This is a genomic window from Pseudomonas sp. ENNP23, from assembly GCF_001728945.1.
In the GTDB taxonomy this organism is placed as follows: Bacteria; Pseudomonadota; Gammaproteobacteria; order Pseudomonadales; family Pseudomonadaceae; genus Metapseudomonas; species Metapseudomonas otitidis.
This window is the reverse complement of record NZ_LYSP01000002.1, coordinates 40141-64076: the sequence shown is the minus strand read 5'-3', so window position 1 is coordinate 64076 and position 23936 is coordinate 40141. Positions and strand designations below refer to the sequence as shown.

At 65.6% G+C, this 23936-nt stretch carries 23 protein-coding genes; 15 read left to right on the top strand and 8 right to left on the bottom strand.

Features of this window, described 5'->3' with window-relative positions:
• Positions 1-48: 48 nt before the first annotated feature.
• Positions 49-552 carry a murein L,D-transpeptidase family protein gene (locus A9G05_RS01515; protein ID WP_069559298.1) on the bottom strand — a complete coding sequence of 168 codons (504 nt, stop codon included), beginning with the start codon at positions 550-552 and terminating at the stop codon, positions 49-51.
• A 34-nt stretch (positions 553-586) separates the two neighbouring features.
• Entirely contained in the window at positions 587-1141 is a 555-nt protein-coding gene (locus A9G05_RS01510) for an NUDIX hydrolase (protein ID WP_069559297.1), read from the bottom strand.
• Positions 1142-1292: 151 nt separating this feature from the next.
• Between A9G05_RS01510 and A9G05_RS01505 the strand changes: the two genes are divergently transcribed.
• The 5 genes from A9G05_RS01505 (at position 1293) to A9G05_RS01485 (ending at position 4634) form a co-directional block, all read left to right on the top strand.
• Complete coding sequence (locus A9G05_RS01505; protein WP_069559296.1) at positions 1293-1895, top strand: CoA pyrophosphatase; 603 nt, start codon at positions 1293-1295, stop codon at positions 1893-1895.
• A gap of 22 nt (positions 1896-1917) precedes the next feature.
• Positions 1918-2442, top strand: a complete 525-nt coding sequence (locus tag A9G05_RS01500; protein ID WP_069559295.1) for a gamma carbonic anhydrase family protein — start codon at positions 1918-1920, stop codon at positions 2440-2442.
• Positions 2442-2633 (top strand): DUF1289 domain-containing protein, encoded by a 192-nt coding sequence (locus A9G05_RS01495; RefSeq protein WP_170832296.1) that lies wholly within the window; start codon positions 2442-2444, stop codon positions 2631-2633. Before A9G05_RS01500 ends, A9G05_RS01495 begins: the two co-directional genes overlap by 1 nt.
• A 61-nt stretch (positions 2634-2694) precedes the next feature.
• Positions 2695-3876, top strand: a complete 1182-nt coding sequence (gene purT / locus A9G05_RS01490; RefSeq protein ID WP_069559294.1) for a formate-dependent phosphoribosylglycinamide formyltransferase — start codon at positions 2695-2697, stop codon at positions 3874-3876.
• Between the two features lie 44 nt (positions 3877-3920).
• Positions 3921-4634: an SGNH/GDSL hydrolase family protein gene (locus tag A9G05_RS01485; RefSeq protein WP_371850545.1), complete on the top strand. Its 714-nt coding sequence runs from the start codon at positions 3921-3923 to the stop codon at positions 4632-4634.
• Here A9G05_RS01485 and A9G05_RS01480 read toward each other — a convergent pair.
• From A9G05_RS01480 to A9G05_RS01470, 3 genes are all read right to left on the bottom strand, one after another.
• Positions 4631-5947, bottom strand: a complete 1317-nt coding sequence (locus tag A9G05_RS01480; RefSeq protein ID WP_069559292.1) for an MFS transporter — start codon at positions 5945-5947, stop codon at positions 4631-4633. The two genes, A9G05_RS01485 and A9G05_RS01480, sit on opposite strands and share 4 nt — an antisense overlap.
• Before the next feature lie 247 nt (positions 5948-6194).
• Complete coding sequence (locus A9G05_RS01475) at positions 6195-7010, bottom strand: transporter associated domain-containing protein (protein ID WP_069559291.1); 816 nt, start codon at positions 7008-7010, stop codon at positions 6195-6197.
• Position 7011: 1 nt separating this feature from the next.
• Positions 7012-7812 carry an inner membrane protein YpjD gene (locus A9G05_RS01470; RefSeq protein WP_069559290.1) on the bottom strand — a complete coding sequence of 267 codons (801 nt, stop codon included), beginning with the start codon at positions 7810-7812 and terminating at the stop codon, positions 7012-7014.
• A gap of 156 nt (positions 7813-7968) precedes the next feature.
• Between A9G05_RS01470 and ffh the strand changes: the two genes are divergently transcribed.
• The 5 genes from ffh to rplS all read left to right on the top strand — a co-directional run bounded on the left by ffh (position 7969) and on the right by rplS (position 11511).
• The gene (ffh, locus tag A9G05_RS01465; protein WP_044405912.1) at positions 7969-9342 is read left to right on the top strand and encodes a signal recognition particle protein; all 1374 of its coding nucleotides are present in this window, start codon (positions 7969-7971) and stop codon (positions 9340-9342) included.
• A gap of 213 nt (positions 9343-9555) precedes the next feature.
• The gene (gene rpsP / locus A9G05_RS01460; RefSeq protein ID WP_044405910.1) at positions 9556-9807 is read left to right on the top strand and encodes a 30S ribosomal protein S16; all 252 of its coding nucleotides are present in this window, start codon (positions 9556-9558) and stop codon (positions 9805-9807) included.
• A 9-nt stretch (positions 9808-9816) separates the two neighbouring features.
• Positions 9817-10353 carry a ribosome maturation factor RimM gene (rimM, locus tag A9G05_RS01455; protein WP_044405908.1) on the top strand — a complete coding sequence of 179 codons (537 nt, stop codon included), beginning with the start codon at positions 9817-9819 and terminating at the stop codon, positions 10351-10353.
• Positions 10354-10363: 10 nt separating this feature from the next.
• Positions 10364-11116, top strand: a complete 753-nt coding sequence (gene trmD / locus A9G05_RS01450; protein WP_069559289.1) for a tRNA (guanosine(37)-N1)-methyltransferase TrmD — start codon at positions 10364-10366, stop codon at positions 11114-11116.
• A gap of 44 nt (positions 11117-11160) precedes the next feature.
• Entirely contained in the window at positions 11161-11511 is a 351-nt protein-coding gene (gene rplS, locus A9G05_RS01445; protein WP_069559288.1) for a 50S ribosomal protein L19, read from the top strand.
• A 229-nt stretch (positions 11512-11740) separates the two neighbouring features.
• Here rplS and A9G05_RS01440 read toward each other — a convergent pair whose 3' ends face one another.
• A complete protein-coding gene (locus A9G05_RS01440) occupies positions 11741-15397 on the bottom strand; it encodes a transporter substrate-binding domain-containing protein (protein WP_069559287.1) in 3657 nt (1218 codons plus the stop codon).
• 490 nt (positions 15398-15887) lie between these two features.
• Here A9G05_RS01440 and A9G05_RS01435 point away from each other — a divergent pair, with 490 nt between their 5' ends.
• Positions 15888-16310, top strand: coding sequence for an acyl-CoA thioesterase (locus A9G05_RS01435; RefSeq protein ID WP_069559286.1), 423 nt, complete (start codon positions 15888-15890; stop codon positions 16308-16310).
• A gap of 13 nt (positions 16311-16323) precedes the next feature.
• On the opposite strand, the gene A9G05_RS01430 is transcribed toward A9G05_RS01435, so the two are convergent.
• Together A9G05_RS01430 and A9G05_RS01425 are read right to left on the bottom strand one after the other, a co-directional pair.
• The gene (locus tag A9G05_RS01430; protein ID WP_069559285.1) at positions 16324-17001 is read right to left on the bottom strand and encodes a hypothetical protein; all 678 of its coding nucleotides are present in this window, start codon (positions 16999-17001) and stop codon (positions 16324-16326) included.
• A 98-nt stretch (positions 17002-17099) separates the two neighbouring features.
• Complete coding sequence (locus A9G05_RS01425) at positions 17100-18914, bottom strand: sodium:proton antiporter (RefSeq protein ID WP_069559284.1); 1815 nt, start codon at positions 18912-18914, stop codon at positions 17100-17102.
• Between the two features lie 75 nt (positions 18915-18989).
• Between A9G05_RS01425 and xerD the strand changes: the two genes are divergently transcribed.
• From xerD to thrC, 4 genes are all read left to right on the top strand, one after another.
• Positions 18990-19886: a site-specific tyrosine recombinase XerD gene (gene xerD, locus A9G05_RS01420; protein WP_069559283.1), complete on the top strand. Its 897-nt coding sequence runs from the start codon at positions 18990-18992 to the stop codon at positions 19884-19886.
• Between the two features lie 348 nt (positions 19887-20234).
• Positions 20235-20966 carry a DsbC family protein gene (locus tag A9G05_RS01415; protein WP_069559282.1) on the top strand — a complete coding sequence of 244 codons (732 nt, stop codon included), beginning with the start codon at positions 20235-20237 and terminating at the stop codon, positions 20964-20966.
• Between the two features lie 111 nt (positions 20967-21077).
• Entirely contained in the window at positions 21078-22382 is a 1305-nt protein-coding gene (locus A9G05_RS01410) for a homoserine dehydrogenase (RefSeq protein WP_069559281.1), read from the top strand.
• Positions 22383-22470: 88 nt separating this feature from the next.
• Entirely contained in the window at positions 22471-23880 is a 1410-nt protein-coding gene (gene thrC / locus A9G05_RS01405; protein ID WP_069559280.1) for a threonine synthase, read from the top strand.
• Positions 23881-23936 lie beyond the last annotated feature (56 nt).

Here is a 23936-nt window from a genome sequence, read left to right as displayed (position 1 = left end):
AGGTATGAAAAAGGCGCCTTCAAGGCGCCTTTTCTATTGGGGCTGGGCTCAGGGGCGGATCTCGATCAGCGTGCCGTCCTTCACCAGGCTCCAGATTTCGCGCATGTCGGCGTTCTTCATGGCGATGCAGCCTTCGGTCCAGTCGAGGGTGTGGAAGTACCACTCGGGATACTCCTCGTCCAGTGGGGTGCCGTGGATCATGATCATGCCGCCCGGGGGCACGCCCTTCTCGCGGGCCAGTTTGGCGTCGCGGGCGTTGGGGTAGGAAATGTGCATGGCCAGGTTGAACTTGTCGCTGGTCTTGCGCCAGTCGATCCAGTAGAAGCCCTCGGGGGTGCGCTGGTCGCCCTCGCGCAGCTTCGGCCCGTTGGGTTGCTTGCCCAGGGAGATGCGGTAGCTCTTGAGGATGTCACCGCGGTTCATGAGCAGCAGCTTGCGCTCGGACTTCACCACCAGCACCTTGTCGATGGGCTTGCCGCCCAGGGCGGGTGCAGCGCTGGCGTGGGAAAGGGTGGTGAACAGGAAAACAAAGGCTAGGAGCATCCAGCGCATCTACAGCATCCCCGGGAACACGTGTTGGCAGCGATCAGGCTTTCTTGTGATGGGCCACCAGAGGGGCCAGCGGTTCGTTGCGTACCGGGTAGACCTGCTGCACCCGGTCGGCGAAGAAGCATTCTAAGGTACGGCCCACAGTGGGAAAAGCCAGCTCGGACCAAGGGATCTCGTGCTCGTGGAACAGCCGCACCTCGAGGCTTTCCTCGCCGGCGGCGAAGTCCAGGTCGGTGAGGTCGGCGAGGAACAGGGTGTAGACCTGGCTGATGTGCGGCAGGTCGAACAGCGTGTACAGGCGCAGGTTGTGGACCCGGGCGCAAGCCTCCTCGGCGGTTTCCCGGGCGGCGGCCTGTTCCATGGTCTCGCCGTTCTCCATGAAGCCGGCCGGCAGCGTCCAGTAGCCACGGCGGGGCTCGATGGCGCGGCGGCACAGCAGCACCTGCTGGCCCCAGACCGGCAGGCAGCCGGCGACGATGCGAGGGTTCTGGTAGTGCACCGTGTCGCAGGCATCGCAGACATGGCGCAGGCGGTTGTCGCCCTGGGGGATGCGTTGCACCACGGGGGTGCCGCACTGGCTGCAGAACTTCATCGGGTGCCCTCGGTTGGAGATCGTCATCTTGGCGCGCCGGTCGGGGACTCGGCAAGCGTGGCGGGGGCCGGATCGGTGGGCGGAACGGGGCTTGGGGGCCCCTGGCGGTTCGTGCCATGATGCCCGGCACAACAAAAGACCGAGACCTTTCATGCTGGATGAGCTTCTCCGCCGGGTGCGGAGCCATTCCCCGTCCGATCTGCCCATCGAGCGCAGCTTTCCCGAGGCAGCGGTGCTGGTGCCGGTGACCCGCAGCGACGAACCCGAACTGATCCTGACCCTGCGTGCCAGTGGCTTGTCCACCCATGGCGGCGAAGTGGCTTTCCCCGGTGGGCGACGTGACCCCGAGGATCGCGACCTGATCCATACCGCCTTGCGCGAGGCGGAAGAGGAGATCGGCCTGCCGCCTGGGCTGGTGGAGGTGGTCGGGCCGTTGAGCACGCTGGTATCCCGCCACGGCATCAAGGTCACGCCCTACGTCGGGTTGGTGCCCGATTACGTCGAGTACCGTGCCAACCGGGGCGAGATCGACTCGGTGTTCAGCGTACCGCTGTCGTTCTTTCGCGACGACCCTCGCGAGGTCACCCACCGCATCGACTACCTCGGGCAGAGCTGGTACGTGCCCAGCTATCACTACGACGGGTACAAGATCTGGGGCCTCACCGCGATCATGGTGGTGGAGCTGGTCAACCTCATCTTCGATGCCGGCATCGAGCTGCGCGAGCCGCCGGAATCCTTCGTCAAACTCACCTGAGTCCTGCATACAGGAGCGCCTGATGAAATACCGCCTGGGCAACGCCCGTGTCGAAACCCATCCCGACAGCTGGATCGCCCCCGACGCCTCGGTGATCGGCAAGGTGCGCCTGGATGCGGGTGCCAGCGTCTGGTTCGGCGCCGTGCTGCGCGGGGACAACGAACTTATCCACATCGGCGAGAACAGCAACGTGCAGGACGGCACTGTCATGCACACCGACATGGGCTACCCGCTGACCCTCGGCAAGGGCGTCACCGTTGGCCACAACGCCATGCTCCACGGCTGCACGGTCGGCGACTACAGCCTGGTTGGCATCAACGCGGTGATCCTCAACGGGGCGAAGATCGGCAAGCACTGCATCATCGGCGCCAATGCGCTGATCGCCGAGGGCAAGGAAATACCCGATGGCTCGCTGGTGATGGGCTCTCCCGGTAAAATCGTCCGCGAGCTGACCGAGCCGCAGAAGAAAATGCTCGAAGCCAGTGCCGCCCACTACGTACACAACGCCCAGCGTTACGCCCGCGAGCTGGTCGAACAGGAAGACTGATGGAAATCGAACGCCCCGTACCGTCCCCTTGCGTACACGTCTGTGCGCTGGACGATGACGATACCTGCCTCGGGTGCCAGCGCAGCATTGATGAAATCAGCCGCTGGGGGCGCATGGACAACACCGAGCGCCGCGAGGTCCTGGCCCGTTGCCTGGAGCGCGCGCGCGACAAGGGCCAGTTGATGGCCTGACCCTTCCGGGCGCCGGTCGCGCCGGCGCCTCACCGACTCTTCATCCTTCGAGGAAACACCGATGCCCCGTATTGGAACCCCGCTGTCGCCGAGCGCGACCCGTGTACTGCTCTGCGGCTCTGGCGAGCTGGGCAAGGAAGTGGTGATCGAACTGCAACGCCTGGGCGTTGAAGTCATCGCCGTGGACCGCTACGAGAACGCACCGGCCATGCAGGTCGCCCACCGCAGCCACGTCATCAGCATGCTGGACGGCGAGGCCCTGCGCCGTGTCATCGAGCTGGAAAAGCCGCACTACATCGTGCCGGAGATCGAAGCCATCGCCACCGCCACCCTGGTGGAGCTGGAGGCCGAGGGCTACACCGTCATTCCCACTGCCCGCGCCGCGCAGCTGACCATGAACCGCGAGGGCATCCGCCGCCTGGCGGCCGAGGAACTGGGCCTGCCCACCTCGCCCTACCACTTCGCCGATACTTTCGAGGACTACCGCGCCGCCGTGGCCAGCGTCGGCTACCCCTGCGTGGTCAAGCCGATCATGAGTTCCTCCGGCAAGGGCCAGTCCGTGCTGAAGAGCGATGCCGACCTACAGACCGCCTGGGACTACGCCCAGGAAGGCGGCCGGGCCGGCAAGGGCCGGGTCATCGTCGAGGGCTTCATTGACTTCGACTACGAGATCACCCTGCTCACCGTGCGCCACATCGGCGGCACCACCTTCTGCGCGCCCATCGGCCACCGCCAGGTGAAGGGCGACTACCACGAGTCCTGGCAACCCCAGGCGATGAGTCCGAAGGCGCTGGCCGAGTCCGAGCGCGTGGCCCAGGCCGTGACCGAGGCACTGGGCGGCCGTGGCCTGTTCGGCGTGGAACTGTTCGTCAAGGGCGACCAGGTTTGGTTCAGTGAAGTCTCGCCGCGCCCCCATGACACCGGGCTGGTGACCCTGATCTCCCAGGACCTCTCCGAGTTCGCCCTGCACGCCCGCGCCATCCTCGGCCTGCCGATCCCAGCCATCCGCCAGCAGGGGCCGTCGGCTTCCGCCGTCATCCTGGTGGAAGGCAAGTCCGGCGAAGTCAGCTTCGGCAACCTCGCCGCCGCACTGAACGAGCCGGACACCGCGCTGCGCCTGTTCGGCAAGCCTGAAGTCGATGGCCAGCGCCGCATGGGCGTGGCCCTGGCGCGTGACGAGTCCACCGACCTGGCCCGCGCCAAGGCGACCCGTTCCGCCCAGGCGGTCGACGTCAAACTGTGAGCCGCTGGGCTGGGGCACTCTGGTGGGCATCGGCGGTCACGCTGATGCCCCTCATGCTGCCCCTCGCCCTGCATACCCGCCGCACCGCCCTGCGCCTGCCGCCGGCAGCCGGCCCCGAGCGGGGGCTGGCGGGCGCGGGGTTCGCCGGTGAGCCGCTGCGGCTGCTGGTGATTGGCGAGTCCACCGTCGCGGGGGTGGGAGTCGACCTGCTCGAACGGGCACTGCCGGGACAGTTGGCCCGTGCGCTGTCCGACCGTCTGGAGCGCCCGGTGGCCTGGCGGGCCTGTGGGGAGAACGGCATCACCGCCGTGGAGGCCTGCCAGCGCCTGCTGCCGCAAGTGCTCGACGAGACACCTGACCTGGTGGTGATGGCCTTCGGTGTCAACGACACCACCCATTTCACTTCGCGATCCCGTTGGCGCCAAGCGCTGGAAGGGCTGGGCAGGCCCTTCCTCCAGCGTGGCGCCTGCGTGGCTTTTTCCGCCGTGCCGCCGCTCGGTCACTTCCGCGCCTTGCCCTGGCCGCTGCGCCTGCTGCTCGGCTGGCGTGCGCGCCTGATGGACCGGGTGCTGGCGGAGACGGCCAGCCCCATGGGAGCGCTTCACTGCACCGCTACCCTGGCCATGCGCCCCGACTACCTGGCGATCGATGGCTACCACCCATCCGAGCTGGGCTGCGAGGTTTGGGCCGGCCTGCTGGCCGACCGCCTGTGGCTTGAGATGGTGCCGCAACCGCCCTTGGCTGCGGCAGCCGGTTAACGCGGGTCAGACAGGTCCCGGTCCCGCGTCTCCTTCAGGCAGAGCACGGCCAGCAGGCTGAGCAGCGCCGCTGCCGATACATAGCCCCCCACCCATGACAGGCCGCCGAGGCTGACCAGCTTCTGGGCGAAGAACGGCGCTACCGAAGCGCCCACGATGCCCCCCAGGTTGTAGGCCGCCGACGCGCCGGTGTAGCGCACCGGGGTGGGGAACAGCTCGGGCAGCAGCGCGCCCATGGGGGCGAAGGTCACCCCCATCAGGAACAGCTCCAGGCTGAGGAACAGGGTCACCGAGAGGGGGGAGCCCTGGGTCAGCAGTGGCTCCATGGTGAAGCCGGAGAGTATCGCCAGCACGCAGCCGCCGATCAGCACCGGCTTGCGCCCGAAGCGGTCGCTGAGCCAGGCCGAGAGCGGGGTGGCCGCCGCCATGAACAGCACCGCGAAGCACAACATGCCGAGGAAGCTCTCGCGGCTGTAGCCGAGGCTCGCCACGCCGTGGCTTAGGGAAAACACCGTGGAGATGTAGAACAGCGCGTAGCACACCACCATCGCCAGGGCGCCCAGCAGGATCGGACGCCAGTGGCTGGCAAAGGCTTCCACCACCGGCAGCTTCACCTGGCGATGCTGGGCCAGGGCTTGGGCGAAGACCGGGGTTTCCTCCAGCTTCAGGCGCACATAGAGGCCGACCATCACCAGCACCGCGCTGAGCAGGAACGGAATGCGCCAGCCCCAGGCCCGGAACTGCTCGTCACTGAGCAGCAGCGCCAGGGAGAGGAACAGGCCGTTGGCGGCGAGGAAGCCGATGGAGGGGCCGAGCTGGGGGAACATGCCGAACCAGGCGCGCTTGCCCGGCGGCGCGTTCTCGGTGGCCAGCAGGGCCGCACCGCCCCATTCGCCCCCCAGCCCCAGGCCCTGGCCGAAGCGCAGCAGGCACAGCAGGATCGGTGCCCAGGCGCCGATGCTGTCGTAGCCGGGCAGCACGCCGATCAGGGTGGTGGAAACCCCCATCAGCAGAAGCGAGGCCACCAGGGTCGATTTGCGCCCGATACGGTCGCCGAAGTGCCCGAACAGGGCCGAGCCCAGCGGTCGGGCAAGGAAGGCGATGCCGAAGGTGAGGAAGGCCGAAAGCATCTGCGCCGTCGGCGAGCCCTGGGGGAAGAACACCGGGCCGATCACCAGAGCGGCGGCGGTGGCGTAGATATAGAAGTCGTAGAACTCGATGGCAGTGCCGATGAAGCTGGCTGTGGCGACGCGGGCGGGCGAGTTCGCGGGGGAGGTGGTGGCCGGAGCCTCGGTGCAGGCGGTGGAAGTCATGCAGGTGTCCCCTGGCGGGCGTCGGAACGGTGCGACGCCTCTGTTTTTGGCGTGTGGGCTGAGGGGGCGGGGCGGCGGATAGCCGGCCTCGGGGCCTTGCGACTGCTCCATTGTGGCGGGTGGCGATGGGGCAGTGTGGTCTCAGTGGGCCGGATCTGGCCGTGGCGGGGCGGGTAGCCGATGCGCGAGAGGGGCTGGATGAGCCGGGGGCGATTATAGAAAGGCCGGGAAAAAACCGGCAAGGCGGTCAGGTTCGCCAGGCACGCACGCGCTGAATCCGGTTCTCGCCGGATTCGAGGATTTCCAGGCGGTAGCGGCCGATCTTCAGGCAGGCGCTGGCATCGGGCAGTTGCTCCAGGGATTCGGTGATCAGGCCGTTGAGGGTCTTGGGGCCGTCGCACGGCAGGTGCCAGCCGAGCAGGCGGTTGAGTTCGCGCAGGTGCAGGCTGCCATCGAGTTCGTAGCTGCCGTCCTCGGCCGGGATGATGGTGCGGGTGGGGGCGAAGTCCTCCAGGCTGCCGAATTCGCCGATCAGCTCCTGGAAGATGTCCTCCAGGCTCACCAGGCCGACCACGTCGCCGTACTCGTCGACCACGATGGCAACGCGGCGCTTCTCCTTCTGGAAGTTCACCAACTGGGTCAGCAGTGGTGTGCTCTCGGGGATGAAGTAGGTTTCCCGGCACACGGCGAGCAACTCGTCGGCGGTGATCCCGGTCTTGGGCAGCAGTCGCGCTACCTGACGCATGTGCAGCATGCCTTCCACCTGGTTGATGTCCTCGCGGTACATCGGCAGGCGGGTGTGAGTGGCGGCCCGCAGTTGTTCCAGGATGCGCTCCGGCGACTGGGCGATGTCGATGCCCTGGATCTCGCTGCGCGGAACCATGATCTCGCTGATGGTGACCCGCTGTAGGGCGCGGGTCAGCTCGTGGGGTAGGCGTTGCTGGGGGCTCTCGTCTTCCTGGATGCGCTCGGGAGCCGGCTTGCGGCGCGCCAGCACCCAGGCGACTGCCGAGGCGATCAGCAGGCCGAGGATCAGGCCAAGGAGAAGGCCGGGGGCGGGCATCTCAGATGTGCAGAATGAATTCGCGGACCAGCTTGCTGCCGAAGTAGGCCAGCATCAGCAGGCAGAAGCCCGCCAGGGTCCAGCGGATCGCCTTGTGGCCACGCCAACCCAGCTGGTGGCGGCCCCAGAGCAGCACGGCGAACACCACCCAGGCGAAGCAGGAGAGGACGGTCTTGTGCGCCAGGTGCTGGGCGAAAAGGTTCTCGACGAACAGCCAGCCCGAGATCAGCGACAGCGACAGCAGGCACCAGCCGGCCCAGAGGAAGCCGAACAGCAGGCTCTCCATGGTCTGCAGGGCGGGGAAGTTGCGGATCAGTCCGGACGGGTGCTTGTGCTTGAGCTGGTAGTCCTGGAGCAGCAGCAGCAGGGACTGGAACACGGCGATGGTCAGCATGCCGTAGGCCAGGATAGACAGCAGGATGTGGGCGAGGATGCCGGGCTCCTCGTCGATCGGTTGCACCGTGCCCGAGGGTACGAAGATCGCCAGCAGCACTGTGAGCGCGCCGAGCGGATACAGCAGCAGGAGCAGGTTCTCCACCGGCATGCGGCTGCAGGCGAGCAGTGTGAGGCCGATCACGGCAGCGGCGATGAGGCTCGCGGCATTGAAGAAGTCGAGTGTCAGGCCGGCCGGTGCGATGAGCTGGAAGAACAACGCAGTAGCGTGACTGGTCAGGGCCAGCAGACCGAGCACGGTCAGCATGCGCTTGTTCGGCGTCTTGCGCTCGCGCAGGCGAAGGCCCTGGTGGATGGCGGCGCCTCCATAGAGGAAGGCAGCCAGGAGGCTGGGCAGCAGAGGGTGCATAAGTCCTTGTAAGGCAAGCCCGAAAGGCGCTGAGTGTGGCACAGAACGGCGTGCTCACGAAAGACCGCTGGCGGTGTCGGCGCCGCCCGCTCTTCGCTATACTCCGCCGCCTGCCGCAAGCTCACCCGGGGCCTCCAGGGCCTGAAAGGATCGCGCATGTTCGAAAATCTAACAGACCGCCTCTCGCAGACGCTGCGCCACGTCACCGGCAAGGCCAAGCTGACCGAGGACAACATCAAGGACACCCTGCGCGAAGTGCGCATGGCGCTGCTCGAAGCCGACGTGGCACTGCCCGTCGTCAAGGACTTCGTCAACAAGGTCAAGGAGCGCGCGGTCGGGACCGAGGTCTCCAAGAGCCTGACCCCGGGCCAGGCCTTCGTGAAGATCGTCCAGGCCGAACTGGTCGACCTGATGGGCGCCGCCAACGAAGACCTGGCGCTGAATGCCGCGCCACCGGCAGTCATCCTCATGGCCGGCCTGCAGGGCGCGGGCAAGACCACCACCGTCGGCAAGCTCGCGCGCTTCCTTAAAGAGCGCAAGAAAAAGTCGGTCCTGGTGGTGTCCGCCGACGTCTACCGCCCGGCAGCGATCAAGCAGCTGGAAACCCTGGCCAACGACCTGGAGGTGACCTTCTTCCCCTCCGATACCAGCCAGAAGCCGGTGGACATCGCCCAGGCGGCGATCCGCGAAGCCAAGCTGAAGTTCATCGACGTGGTCATCGTCGACACCGCCGGTCGCCTGCATGTCGACGGCGAGATGATGGAGGAGATCAAGCAGGTCCACGCGGCGATCAAGCCTGTGGAGACCCTGTTCGTGGTCGACGCCATGACCGGCCAGGACGCGGCCAACACCGCCAAGGCCTTCAACGACGCGCTGCCGCTGACCGGCGTGGTGCTGACCAAGGTCGACGGTGACGCCCGTGGCGGTGCTGCGCTTTCGGTTCGCGCCATCACCGGCAAGCCGATCAAGTTCCTCGGCATGGGCGAGAAGAGCGAAGCGCTCGATCCGTTCCACCCCGATCGCGTGGCGTCGCGCATCCTTGGCATGGGCGACGTGCTCAGCCTGATCGAGCAGGCTGAACAGGGCCTCGACCGCGAGAAGGCCGAAAAGCTCGCCAAGAAGATCAAGAAGGGCAAGGGCTTCGACCTCGAAGACTTCCGTGACCAGTTGCAGCAAATGAAGAACATGGGCGGCCTCGGCAGCCTCATGGACAAGCTGCCCATGCTCGGTGGCGTCAACCTGTCCCAGATGGGCGGGGCGCAGAATGCCGCCGAGAAGCAGTTCAAGCAGATGGAAGCCATCATCAATTCCATGACGCCTGCCGAGCGCCGTGATCCCGAGATGATCAGCGGCTCGCGCAAGCGCCGCATCGCCCTCGGCTCCGGCACCCAGGTGCAGGACGTCGGCCGACTCATCAAGCAGCACAAGCAGATGCAGAAGATGATGAAGAAGGTCACCGCCAAGGGCGGCCTGTCGCGCATGATGCGTGGCATGGGCGGCATGTTCCCCGGCGGCATGCCGAAGATGTAAGACCGCGCGCCAGCGGTCCTTTCCGTAAGCCGTTGTGAGGCGCCAGCGCCTCCCCGTCCCGCCCGGGGCGCGGCTTTCGGGGCCACCGACAGGTGGCGTGTACAAACAGATTTGCATTCGGCCGGATAATCCTTAGAATATGCGGCCTTTCGGGCCCATGGCCCATGTGTGCACACACGCTTGAAAAGCACCGACCTACAGGAACGAAGTTCAATGGTAACCATCCGTCTTGCCCGTGGCGGCTCCAAGAAGCGCCCCTTCTACCACCTGACCGTGACCAACAGCCGCAACGCGCGCGATGGCCGCTTTGTTGAGCGCATCGGTTTCTTCAACCCGGTTGCCCAGGGTTCCGAAGTCAAGCTGTCCGTCAACCAGGAGCGCGTCAGCTACTGGCTGAGCCAAGGCGCCCAGCCGTCTGAGCGCGTTGCTCAGCTGCTGAAGGAAGCTGCCAAGGCTGCTGCCTAAGCAACTCCCATGAGCGCGACGCCTGCCGCCGCCGATGAGCTGATCGTTCTCGGCAAGATTTTCTCGGTGCACGGCGTACGTGGCGAGGTGAAGGTGTATTCCTTCACGGACCCACTGGATAACGTGCTCGATTACCCCCGCTGGACGCTCACGCGTGACGGCGAGGTCAAGCAAGTTGAAGTTGCCAGCGGACGTGTCCAAGGCAAGTTCCTGGTAGTGAAGCTGAAAGGGCTGGACGACCGCGATGTCGCCAGGACCTACGCGGGTTTCGAGATCCGTGTTCCCGAAAGCGAGCTGCCTGAACTTGAGGAAGACGAGTTCTACTGGCACCAGTTGGAAGGTCTCTCCGTGATCAACCAGGACGGGCAACTGCTCGGCAAGGTCGATCATCTGCTGGAGACCGGCGCCAACGACGTGATGGTGGTCAAGCCCTGCACCGGCAGTCTGGATGACCGCGAGCGCCTGTTGCCCTACACGGAGCAATGCGTGCAAGCGATCGATCTGGATGCAGGTGAAATGAGGGTGGACTGGGACGCCGACTTCTGAGCCGCATGACATGAAAAGCATGCAGGTCGAAGTCATCAGCATCTTCCCGGAGATGTTCGCCGCCATCAGCGAGTACGGCATCACCAGCCGCGCGGTCAAGCAGGGGCTCCTGAAGCTCAACTGCTGGAACCCACGGAGCTTCACCGAGGATCGCCACCAGACGGTGGATGATCGGCCTTTCGGTGGTGGCCCCGGGATGGTGATGAAGATCGAACCGCTGGAACGGGCACTGGCAGCCGCCAAGACCGCAGCGGGAGATCGGGCGAAGGTGATCTACCTTTCGCCGCAGGGGCGCCAGTTGAAGCAGGCGGCCGTGCGCGAACTGGCGCAGGAGGAAGCCCTCATCCTCATCGCCGGTCGCTACGAAGGCATTGACGAGCGTTTCATCGAGACGCATGTCGACGAGGAATGGTCGATTGGCGATTACGTCCTGTCCGGCGGTGAGCTGCCGGCCATGGTGCTGATCGACGCGGTAACGCGATTGCTGCCCGGCGCGCTGGGCCACGCGGATTCCGCCGAGGAGGACTCCTTCACGGATGGACTGCTCGATTGTCCTCACTACACCCGACCTGAGGTGTACGCGGATAGACGTGTTCCTGAAGTGCTGCTCAGCGGCAACCACGAACACATCCGGCGATGGCGTTTGCAGCAGGCGCTTGGGCGCACCTGGGAACGTCGGGCCGATCTTCTGGATTGCCGCTCGCTTTCTGGAGAAGAGAAAAAGCTGCTGGAGGAGTACATCCGCCAGCGGGACGATAGTTAACGTATCGATGGCACGCCCGAAAAGCCTGCCTTAGGAGCACAGCGATGACCAACAAGATCATTCAGCAGATCGAAGCTGAACAAATGAACAAAGAGATTCCGGCGTTCGCCCCTGGCGACACCGTGATCGTGCAAGTGAAGGTGAAGGAAGGCGAGCGTTCCCGTCTGCAGGCCTTCGAAGGTGTGGTCATCGGCAAGCGTAACCGCGGCCTGAACAGTGCCTTTACCGTTCGCAAGATCTCCAACGGCGTTGGCGTTGAGCGTACCTTCCAGACCTACTCCCCCCTGGTTGACAGCCTGATCGTCAAGCGCCGCGGCGACGTACGCAAGGCCAAGCTGTACTACCTCCGCGAGCTGTCCGGCAAGGCTGCTCGTATCAAGGAGAAGCTGGTCTAAGACCTCGCTTCCACAGAAAAGCCCGCCCTGGGAGACCGCGGCGGGCTTTTTGTTGCTTCGCAGCAACCGCTCTTAACCGTCGCTCGAGCGAACAGGGCGTCGAGCGCATGCGCTGGTGTTGCGGTGGGCGAAGCGTCCATCTCCTGGCCAGGTTGCCAGTGGCTGCCGATACCTGGAGAGCCGCTTAACCGATGTCCCGAGGCGGCCTGAGGCACGCCCCGGGCGGGGTTCATACCGGTTCGGCGCAGAACTCCAGCAGTGCCTGCTCCAGGCGTTCGACCTCCTGGGCAACGGCGAGGGCAAGGGGCTCCAATACCTCTTCGGGTTGCTGCGCTGTCCAGGCTTCTTCAAGGGCTTCGCAGCAGCCGACGAGGGGGGCGGCATGGACGATCCGTGCGGCTCCCTTGATCTTGTGAGCGGCGGCGGAGACTTCCTCCCAGTCCCTCTCTGCCAGGCTGTGATGCAACTGGCCGAGGTCCTCGCGATTGGCGGTGAGCAGGGTGTCCAGCAGTCGCTGGCGCAGTGCCGGGTCACTGCCGGCCAACTGCAGGAACTCCTGCATGCCGAAGAGGCCTTCCGGGTGCGTCGTCGGTATTTTCGGGAGCGACGGCATGTCCGGCAACTCCCGCTCCGGTGTGGGGTGCAGGGTGGCCAACTGCCGGGCCAACTGGCGAAGGCTGATGGGCTTGAAGAGACAGGCGTCCATACCTGCCTTGCGGCAGCGCTCGTGTTCTTCGTTCTGGGCGTTGGCGGTGTAGCCGATGAAATGTACCCGGCCGCTTTCGCGGCGGACTTCCTCCTCCCGGACCGCGCGGGCCAGGGCGTAACCGTTCATCACCGGCATGTTGCAGTCACTGATCACCAGATCGAAGTGCTCCTTGCTCCAGCGTTCCAGGCCGTCACGACCGTCCACTGCCTCGACGACGCGGTGACCGAGGAAGGCCAGTTGCTGCTTGAGCAATTCGCGGTTCGCGGGGTTGTCGTCCACCACCAGCACATCCAGTGGCACTTGCCGTGCCACGGGAGCGTCCTCTTCCTCCTGTCTTGCCTGGCGCGGAAGTGGGTCCAGCTCCAGCAGGTCCAGTTCTACCCAGATGCGGGTGCCCCGGCCCAGTTCGCTTTCGAGGCGAATGGTGCCGCCCATCATTTCGCAGAGCACACGGCAGATCACCAGGCCCAGTCCGGTTCCCCGGCGCGCCTCGTCGGCGCCGACGCTGCCCTGGCTGAAAGCCTGGAACAGCTGGCTCTGGTCTTCGTCTGAAATGCCCCTGCCGCTGTCCTCCACCTTGAGCAGAATGCCCAGGCGTCTGTCCGGTCGCGGCTTGGCCTGGATCTCGATGGAGACGCCGCCGGTGTCGGTGAATTTGATGGCGTTGCCCACCAGGTTGGTAAGAATCTGGCGGAAGCGCACCGGGTCCACCAGCACGTCGACGCCTGCGCGGTGATCGAACTCCAGGGTCAGGCGCAGATTCTTCTGCCGAGCCAAGCCGTCGAACACCCGGATCACGGCTTCGGTCTGCTCCCGCAGGTTGCTGCGTACCGGAGACAGGCTGAGGCGCCCGGATTCGATACGGGCGATGTCGAGGATGTTGCCGATGAGCTCCAGCAGGTCTCGCGCTGAGCCGTGGGCGATCTCGATGGCGGCCCGGTCCCACTGGCCCTGGTCAGCTCGTTCGAGGGCCAGTTCAAGCATGCCGATCACCGCGTTCATCGGTGTGCGGATCTCATGGCTCATGGTGGCGAGGAAGGTGCTCTTGGCCCGGTTGGCGTCATCGGCCCGCTCCTTGGCGGCTTGCAGGTCTTCCACCAGTTGAAGGCGCTCGCTGATGTCGATCCACCCACTGACCACGCCCTTGATCTCCCCACGGAAGTCCCGGTATGGCTCGATCCAGTGGTAGATGCTGAACGGGCCGGACTGACTATAGAGCTCCCGGTCGCAGCGCAGCGGTTCGCCAGACTCGGTCACCTTGCGGTAGTCATCCAGCAACGTCTGGCGTTGGGCCTCGCTGCCCAGCTTGGCGACTGGCGGTGGCTGCCCGATCACTTCATCGCGCCTGAGGGCCAGTGCCTGCAGGTAGTTGTCGTTGCACATCAGCAGGCGGCCGTCGCGATCGCGGACGTAGATCGGGTGCGGTGTACCATTGATCAGTGCCTCCATCAGGTGGAACTGGTCGTTGAGGGCCTGTTCAGCCTGCTTCCGCCGCCCAATCTGGCGCCTGAGATAGAAAATCCAGCCCAGTGACACCAGCAACAACAGCGCCGAGATGGAGAGGATCTGCAGGATCAGTTCGCGGTTCACGGTGCTGCGGGTGCCGCTTATCTCGACGTTCGAGCGCCAGCGCTGCTTGACCAGCACCGCCAGCTCATCCGGGGGGATGGCTGCAGTTGCCTTGTCGAGGATCGATTGCAGCAGGCTGTCTTCCTTGCGCATGGCGAAGGTAATGCTCTCCTGGGGCACATCGATGAGTTCGGAAATGCGCAACTGCTCCGAGAACATCCGGCGGATGTAGTACTCGGCAACGATGGTGGACATCACTGCGCCCTCCGCGTCGCCGTTGGCGACCGCCACGAGGCCGTCCAGTAGGGTATTGGTTTCCACCAGGCGAATGCCGGGGTAGCGGTTACGGATGTAATCGCTGAGGAAGTAACCGCGGACCACCGCCAGACGCTGGCCGTGTAACTCACGGAGTCGGGAGGGGGATTGCGCGTTATTGAGGGTGATGGTGGCGAACGGCACATGCATGTAAGGGCGCGAGTAGGCCAGGTCCCGCTGGCGGATGCGCGCCATGCCGTCGGCGCCGACGATGTCGGCTTCACCATTCAGCACGGCATTCATCATGTCTTCGTGCTGCAGGGTGCGGACTATCTCGAAACGCAAGCCGGTACGGACGCGGATTTCGTCGAGGATGTCGGCTGTGATGCCGTGGTAGTTGCCCTCACTGTCGAAGAACGACACCGGCGCGTAGTTGCCATAGGTAGCCACGCGCACGACGGGGTGTGTCGCCAGCCAGGCACGCTCCTCTTTTGTGAGTGGCAGTTCCGGGTCCAGCAGGCTTGGGCTGGCGCCGCCGCTCCAGCGCTTGAGCAGCGGGGTGCGGTTACCTGCGGGCAAACGCTGCAGAACCTTGTCCACAAGCGCTAGCAGTCGGGTGTTGTCGCGGGCACTGGCGAAGCTGATGCCGCTGGCCTTCAGGTCCGCCAGGCGGACGATGTGCAGGTGGTCGTCATAGACCTGGTTGATTTGATAGTTCGCGCTGATCAGGTCCCCCATGTACAACTCGTTGTCGCCATCGATCACAGAGTTGAGGGCCGCACTGGTGGAGGGGTAGAGCGTCAGGATGGCGTCCGGATAGCGGTTCTGCACCATGTCCAGAGGCAGGTAGTTGCCGACGATGGCGATCCGCATGCCGGCGAGATCCTGTGGCCAGTCGCGCTTGTCCTGCTGCCGGGCGACGAGGCTGGGTTGGTCGGGTGCGTAGGGCAGGCTCAGGGCCAGCGCCTGCTCACGCTCCTCGAAGTCGTTGGACGTACTGAGCAGGTCGGCTTCGCCATTGATCACGGCGCGTAAGGCGGCACCCCGACTGGGGTAGCGCTCGACGCGGACCGGCACTTGCAACTGGCGGGACAGCAGGCCGGCTACGTCTGCCGTGATCCCTTCGAAGTCCCGGCCGCTGGAGGTGATGTCGAAAGGGGGGAGGTCATCGGCGATGGCCAGCCGCAGTTCCCCGCGCTCGGCAAGCCAGGTTCGCTCCTCGGGGTTCAGGACAATGTCCTCTTCCAGTACGAGGGGGCGGGCACCGAGTGGAATCGACTGGGAAGCGGCTTGCGCCAGCAGGGGCACGGTGAGTGCGAGGAGCACGAGGGGCTTGAGCAGACTGAGGCACATGGTCGTTTCCTAGTGGTGGCAGGCGATCTGAACTGCAGACCGGGGCGCCGCGCAAAGAAAATATCCCAGTGCTCCGGTCGGGCCTATGCAGGGGGAGGGGTAATGAGCATGTTTCAGGTTTTTCCCGCTTTTTGATCGGATGTTGCCTACCTGAAGTCGGAAGTTCTGGTTATTCCGAGCGTGTCCCACGCAACTGCCTGCAAGGGGCGAAAGACCAGGCTGATACTGGAGTGGATTTCGGGAAAGCCTGTTGTCAGTTGCCGGAACCGGACGCTCTCCTGGGAGGGACACCCCCGCCGGGGCCCTCACCACATCGTGGGGGCGTGGCTGTGGAATAATCCGCACCCCGCGGCCTGGCCGTCGGGGAGGGTGTTCCTGTCGAACATCGACAGGGGCGTGGAGGCCCTGCGTGCATCGCAGGGTGTGTATGCAAGGCCCGCCGTCACCGAAACGTGGCCGCCACAGTGGGATTCACCGAGGTAGTCGTGGCATGACCCCGAGAGAACGAGAGATAGAACGGCGCATCGCCCTGTCCGAGAGCCGTGTGACCAAGGCGGTGTTCCCGCCGACCACCAACCACCACAACACCCTGTTCGGCGGTACGGCGCTGGCCTGGATGGATGAGGTGTCCTTCATCTGCGCCACCCGTTTCTGCCGGCTGCCGCTGGTGACGGTTTCCACCGATCGCATCGACTTCAAGCACCCGATCCCCGCCGGCTCCATCGTCGAGCTGATCGGGCGTGTGGTGAAGGTGGGCAACACCAGCCTCAAGGTGGAGGTCGAGGTGTTCGTCGAAGGGATGTACGAGGCCGGACGCGAGCGCGCCATCAGTGGCGTGTTCAGCTTCGTCGCCATCGACGATGACAAGCGCCCGGTGCCGGTGCTACCGGAAACGGCGATCCCCGCCGACTGAGTCAGCGGGTGCCTCAGGGGCGCATGGCGATTTTCAGGGACGCCTGGGAGAGGTCGATGTCGTGCAGCGTCAGGCTGCCGAAGCTCCCGGCGTTCGGGCCGCTGCCGGCCACGCGGATGTTGTCGAAGCGCAGCTCGCCGATGGAGCTGGGCAGGCGCACGTTGATGGAACCGTCGGCGTTCATCGTCGAGGTCAGTCGCGAGGTGTCGTAGACCACGCCCTTCATCGAGGTTTCCGCCTCCAGGCTGTTCAGCACCGGCATCACCAGGCGCGCCAGGCTCTGCACCGTGGCGATGCCGTCGCCTGCCTCCGCCTGCACGAACAACCCCTGCAGCACATCGTCCAGGCCCTGGGCACTCACGCTACTCATCTCTGCCTCGCTCAGCGGCTGCATGCCGGGCGGCACGTAGTCCTGGCTTATGGCGCTGGGCAATTGCTGGGCCTGGGCGCTGACCATCTGGAAGGGGCTCAGCAGCGCCGCCACCAGCGTCGCCGCCAGTCGCAGGTTGTTCTGGCGCTTGAGCGCCTTCTCCAGTTGTCGCTTGCTGAGCAGGCCCTGCTCGATGAGCACCTCGCCCAGGCGTTTGTCGCTGGTGAGCTGGACCTTGACGGCAGCATCCAGCTGCTGGGTGGTGATCAGTCCCTTGTTGACCAGGATCTGGCCAAGACGCGAGTTCTGATGGTTGGACATGGGGGCGGGACCAAGGCAGGGATAGTGGCAAGGTGAAATCATCCTCCTGTGGGAAGAGGCTGTCACCCAACGAAGGATAGGCTTACATCGCCGCTGGTCTATGAGCCCGCACCGTTAGTGCCGTCGGCATCCACCAGGGCCACCAGACTCCAACCAGGTTGGGGTTCCAGGGCTTGCGAAGGACCTGCGATATGCACCCAGCCTCGGGTGTCGCGGGCCAGCAGCAGCGTGGCGCGAGTGCCGTGCAGGGCTTGGTAGGCCGGCCAGTCGAAGGCCTCCGTCAGCGTGGTGATGCGGACCTCCGCTCCACGACCGAGGCGGCTGGCGAACTGTGGATAGGTGATTGCCGGCAGGCCCAGTTCACGGCCGCGGACGTTCTCGCTGCTGCGGTGCTTGTCGCTGCGGCGGCTTTCTGCCCCGCTGGGCAGTGTGAAGCGGCGGGGCTCGGCAAAGTCGTGGCGAAAGCGCATGCAGGCCAAGGCATTCATCTCGCTGGATGGAGACAGCGCCAGCAGGTGCCCGAGCCCGACCAGGTCCAGATGAGCGTCCGCATGCTGGGAGGTGGGGTTACCGAAGTAGGTGGGCAGGCCGTCCATGCGCGCCGCGCGGATGTTCTCCCAACTGGAGTCGGTGAGCAGCACCCGGCTGCCGAGCTGGTGCAGGGCGTTGCCCAGCGCCCGTGCCACCGGGTTGGCGCCGATGATCAGGAAACCTGCCGGTGCGGGCTCGGCTACCCCCAGCAGGCGCGCGAGGGGGCGGGCGGTGGCGCTCTGCAGCACCACCGTGCCGATGATCACCAGGAAGGTCAGTGGCACCAGCAACTGCGCGTTCGTGTCGCCCTGCTCCTGCAGGCGCAGGGCGAAGATGGCGGACACTGCCGCTGCCACGATGCCCCGTGGTGCTATCCACGCCAGCAGTGCCCGCTCGCGCCAACCCAGTGGCGAGCCCAGGGTGCTCAGGCCGATATTGAGTGGCCGGGCGATGAACTGGATCACCGCCAGCAGCACCAGCGTCGCCGGCCCCAGGGCCAGCAGGGCCTTCAGGTCGAGCCGCGCCGCGAGCAGGATGAACAGCCCCGATATCAGCAGCACGCTGAGGTTTTCCTTGAAGTGCAGGATCGGCTTCACATCGACCCCGCGCATGTTCGCCAGCCACATCCCCATCAGTGTCACCGCCAGCAGGCCCGACTCGTGCATCAGCAGGTTGGAGGCGATGAACACGCCCAGCACCGCCGCCAACGCCGCCAGGTTGTGCAGGTACTCCGGCAGCCAGTGGCGGCGCAGCACCACGCCGAGCGCCCAGCCGCCCAGCACACCCAGCAGCGTGCCGCAGCCGATCACTCCGGCGAAGGTCGCCAGGCTCTGGCTCCAGCCGCCCTGGTCGCGGCTGACGATGAAGCTGAAGGTCACCACCGCCGCCAGTGCGCCGATGGGGTCGATGACGATGCCTTCCCAGCGCAGGATGTTCGCCACCGAGGCCCGGGGCCGCACCACCCGCAGCATCGGCACGATTACCGTTGGTCCGGTCACCAGCGTCAGCGAGCCGAACAGCACCGCCAGTTCCCACGAGAAGCCCAGCAACAGGTGCGTGGCTGCGGCGATCACCACCCAGGTCGTCAGCGCCCCCAGAGTCACCATGCGGCGGACCACTGAGCCGATCTCGCGCCACTCCGACAGGTGCAGCGTCAGGCTGCCTTCGAAGAGGATCAGCGCCACTGCCAGGGAGGTCAGCGGGAAGAGCAGGGGGCCGAACAGCGCGCCCGGGTCCAGCACCCCGAGCACCGGCCCGGCGAGGATGCCGGACAGCAACAGAAAGAGAATCGCCGGCAGGCGCAGGCGCCAGGCCAGCCACTGGCTGCACAGCGCGGCCAGGCCGATGCCGCCGAGGTCCAGGAGGATGCGGGTTTCGTCCATCAGGACTCCTTGTCGCTGGTGAGGGGCGGGAACCTTGTGGAAGACTAGACGCCGTTCATCCCACCAGCGTTCCCCATGCCTGCACTCGACCACCCCCTGATCGACCGCTTTCTCGACGCCCTCTGGCTGGAGAAAGGCCTTTCGCCCCACACCCGCTCCGCCTATCGCAGCGACCTGGCGCATTTCAACGGCTGGTTGCACGAGCGCGGCTGCAACCTGGCGGAGGCCGGGCGCGACGTATTGCTGGATCACCTCGCCTGGCGCCTGGAGCAGGGCTACAAGGCCCGCTCCACGGCACGCTTCCTGTCCGGCGCGCGAGGCTTCTACCGCTTCCTGCTGGCCGAGGGCGAGATCGCCGAGGACCCGACCCTGCAGGTGGAGATGCCCCTGCTGGGCCGGCCGCTGCCCAAGTCGCTGTCCGAAGCTGATGTGGAGGCCCTGCTGGAGGCGCCGGACCTGGAGGACCCCATCGGCCTGCGCGACCGCGCCATGCTGGAGGTGCTCTATGCGTGCGGCCTGCGGGTCAGCGAACTGGTGGGGCTGACCCTGGAACAGGTGAACCTGCGCCAGGGCGTGGTCAAGGTCTTCGGCAAGGGCAGCAAGGAGCGCCTGGTGCCGCTGGGCGAGGAAGCCATCGCCTGGATCGAGCGCTACGTCCGCGAAGCGCGGCCTTTCTTGCTGGATGGCAAGCCCAGCGACGTACTCTTCCCCAGCCTGCGCGGCGAGCGGATGACCCGCCAGACCTTCTGGCACCGCATCAAGCACCAGGCGAAGGTGGCCGGCATCCTCAAGCCCCTGTCGCCCCACACCCTGCGACACGCCTTCGCCACCCACCTGCTCAACCACGGTGCCGACCTGCGGGTGGTGCAGATGCTGCTCGGCCATGCCGACCTGTCCACCACGCAGATCTACACCCACATCGCCCAGGCCCGCCTCAAGGACCTCCACGCCCGCCACCACCCGAGGGGGTGAGCCGGAAAAGGCGACGCATGCGTCGCCCCGGCGAACGACCGGCCATGGATGGCCGGGCCGGGGTTCAACTGAGCGATGCGGCTTCGACAGGGATGTCTTGCACTGCGCTTTACTTCGCTCCGCGTCGCCCCGCTTTTTGCCTACACCCCCCAAGGCAGCCGCCTGCATCCTCCGAGGCCTGCACCAGGGAACCTGGCCGCCCGCACCGGTTCCAACCTCCGCGCAGCCTTCACAGCACCGCCCAGCCGTCCCCGACGGGCCACCGTTCGGCTCCTCCGCACGGCCCTGCAGGCCTTCTGTGTTAGGCTTTCGCACCTATCCGACAGTCGCCGCTCCACAGGAGTAACCATGCGTGTGACCCGCCTTTTCGCAGCCATGGCCCTCGGCCTGGTCAGCTCCATCAGCCTTGCCGACGATCCGGACCAGGCCATCCGCAAGACCCTCGCCAGCCTTGACCTTGGCCTGCCTGTCGAGTCCATCGGCGAAAGCCCGCTGGACGGCATCTACCAGGTCCAGCTCAAGGGCGGCCGCATGCTCTACACCAGCGCCGATGGCCAGTACCTGATGCAGGGTTACCTGTATCACGTGCAGAACGGCAAGCCGGTGAACCTCACCGAGCAGTCCGAAAGCCGCTCCATCGCCAAGGAGATCAACGCGATCCCCGCCGGGGAAATGGTGGTCTTCGCGCCTAAGGACCAGCCGGCCAAGGCCCACATCACCGTCTTCACCGACACCGATTGCGGCTACTGCCAGAAGCTGCACAGCGAAGTACCCGAACTGAACCGTCGCGGCGTCGAAGTGCGCTATGTCGCCTTCCCGCGCCAGGGCATCGGTAGCCACGGCTACAACACCTTGGTCAATGTCTGGTGTGCCAAGGACCGCCAGGCCGCCATGAACCAGGCCAAGTCCCGCCTCGACGTGCCTGCCGCCAAGTGTGATAACCCGGTGGCCAAGCAGTTCGAACTGGGCCAGATGATCGGCGTGAACGGCACCCCCGCCATCGTTCTCGGCAACGGCCAACTGATTCCGGGCTACCAGCCCGCGCCGCAACTGGCCAAGCTCGCGCTCGACGCCAAGTAAGGCGAGGGCGCCGGCTCGATTGACCAACAATCGGGCGCTTCGTAAAGTGCGGTTCTTTTATACGGCCGGCGATTCGCCGGCCGTTTTTCGCAGTGAAATGGGGAGTTCAGCGTGAAGCCGGTAAAAGTAGGCATCTGTGGCCTGGGGACCGTCGGTGGCGGCACTTTCAACGTACTCAAACGCAACGCCGAGGAGATTGCCCGCCGTGCCGGGCGTGGAATCGAGGTTGCCCAGATCGCTGCCCGTCGCCCCAACCCGAAGTGCGAAACCGGTGCCACCCCCATCACCGCCGACATCTTCGACGTGGCCAACAACCCTGAGATCGACATCGTCATCGAACTGATCGGGGGCTACACCCTTGCCCGCGACCTGGTACTCAAGGCGATCGAGAACGGCAAGCACGTGGTCACCGCCAACAAGGCGCTGATCGCCGTTCACGGCAACGAGATCTTCGCCAAGGCCCGCGAGAAGGGCGTCATCGTCGCCTTCGAAGCCGCCGTTGCCGGTGGCATCCCGGTGATCAAGGCGATCCGCGAGGGCCTGGCCGCCAACCGCATCAACTGGCTGGCCGGCATCATCAACGGCACCGGCAACTTCATCCTCACCGAGATGCGCGAGAAGGGCCGTGCCTTCGAGGACGTCCTCAAGGAAGCCCAGGCCCTGGGCTACGCCGAAGCCGACCCGACCTTCGACGTCGAAGGCATCGACGCCGCTCACAAGCTGACCATCCTCGCCTCCATCGCCTTCGGCATCCCGCTGCAGTTCGACAAGGCCTACACCGAGGGCATCTCCAGGCTCACCAGCGCCGACGTCAACTACGCCGAAGCCCTGGGCTACCGCATCAAGCACCTGGGCGTGGCCCGCCGCACCAGCAGCGGCATCGAGTTGCGCGTGCACCCGACCCTGATCCCGGCCGACCGCCTGATCGCCAACGTCAACGGCGTGATGAACGCCGTGATGGTCAACGGCGATGCCGCCGGCAGCACCCTCTACTACGGCGCCGGTGCCGGCATGGAGGCCACTGCCTCCGCCGTGGTCGCCGACGTGGTGGACGTGGTCCGCGCCCTGACTGCCGACCCGGAGAACCACGTACCGCACCTGGCCTTCCAGCCGGATGCGCTGTCCGATCACCCGATCCTGCCGATCGAAGCCTGCGAGAGCGCCTACTACCTGCGCATCCAGGCCAAGGACCACCCGGGCGTACTTGCCCAGGTGGCCACCATCCTGTCCGAACGTGGCATCAACATCGAATCCATCATGCAGAAGGAAGTCGAAGAGCAGGATGGCCTGGTGCCGATGATTCTGGTTACCCACCGGGTCGTCGAAGCGCGCGTTAACGACGCCATCGCCGCACTGGAAGCCCTCGACGACGTGGTGGGCAGCGTAGTCCGCATCCGCGTCGAACAGCTCAATTAACTCGGAGCCGCCCGCGCGCAGGCCCGCCCGGTGCTCAGACGCCGCCGGGCACCGCGCTGCCGGCGGCTCGAACCGAAGGTTTGAAGAAATGCGCTATATCAGCACCCGCGGCCAAGCCCCGGCCCTGAACTTCGAAGACGTCCTGCTGGCCGGCCTCGCCAGCGACGGCGGCCTCTACGTCCCGGAAAACCTGCCGCGCTTCACCCTGGAAGAAATCGCCTCCTGGGCCGGCCTGCCCTACCACGAATTGGCCTTCCAGGTGATGCGCCCCTTCGTGACCGGCAGCATCCCGGACGCCGACTTCAAGAAGATCCTCGAGGAAACCTACGGCGTCTTTGCCCACAACGCCGTCGCGCCGCTGCGCCAGCTCAACGGCAACGAGTGGGTGCTGGAGCTGTTCCACGGCCCGACCCTGGCCTTCAAGGACTTCGCCCTGCAACTGCTCGGCCGCCTGCTGGACTACGTCCTGGCCAAGCGCGGCGAGCGCGTGGTGATCATGGGCGCCACCTCCGGCGATACCGGCTCGGCCGCCATCGAAGGCTGCCGCCGCTGCGACAACGTCGACATCTTCATCATGCACCCGCACAACCGCGTGTCCGAGGTGCAGCGCCGGCAGATGACCACCATCCTCGGCGAGAACATCCACAACATCGCCATCGAAGGCAACTTCGACGACTGCCAGGAAATGGTGAAGGCCAGCTTCGCCGACCAGGGCTTCCTCAAGGGCACCCGCCTGGTGGCCGTGAACTCGATCAACTGGGCGCGGATCATGGCCCAGATCGTCTACTACTTCCACGCCGCCCTGCAGCTCGGCGGCCCGGCGCGTTCCATGGCCTTCTCGGTGCCCACCGGTAACTTCGGCGACATCTTCGCCGGCTACCTGGCGCGCAACATGGGCCTGCCGATCAGCCAGCTGATCGTCGCCACCAACCGCAACGACATCCTGCACCGCTTCATGAGCGGCAATCAGTACGTCAAGGAAACCCTGCACCCGACCCTGTCGCCGTCCATGGACATCATGGTCTCGTCCAACTTCGAGCGCCTGCTGTTCGACCTGCATGGCCGCAACGGCGCCGCCATCGCCCAGTTGATGGACACCTTCAAGCAGGGGGGCGGCTTCAGCGTCGAGCAGGACCGCTGGACCGAAGCGCGCAAGCTGTTCGACTCCCTCGCCGTTACCGACGAGCAGACCTGCGAGACCATCGCCGATGTCTACAAGGAGTGCGGCGAGCTGCTGGACCCGCACACCGCCATCGGCGTACGTGCCGCCCGCGAATGCCGCCGCAGCCTGTCCACTCCCATGGTCACCCTGGGCACCGCGCACCCGGTCAAGTTCCCCGAAGCGGTGGAGAAGGCCGGCGTTGGCCAGGCCCCGGCGCTGCCGGCGCACCTGTCCGACCTGTTCCAACGCGAAGAGCGTTGCACCGTGCTGGCCAACGACCTCAAGCAGGTCCAGGCCTTCGTTGCGGCGCACGGCAACCGCGGCAAGCCGCTCTGAGCTGACAACGGCCATGAAAAAGCCCCTGGCGAGTGATCGCCAGGGGCTTTTTGTTG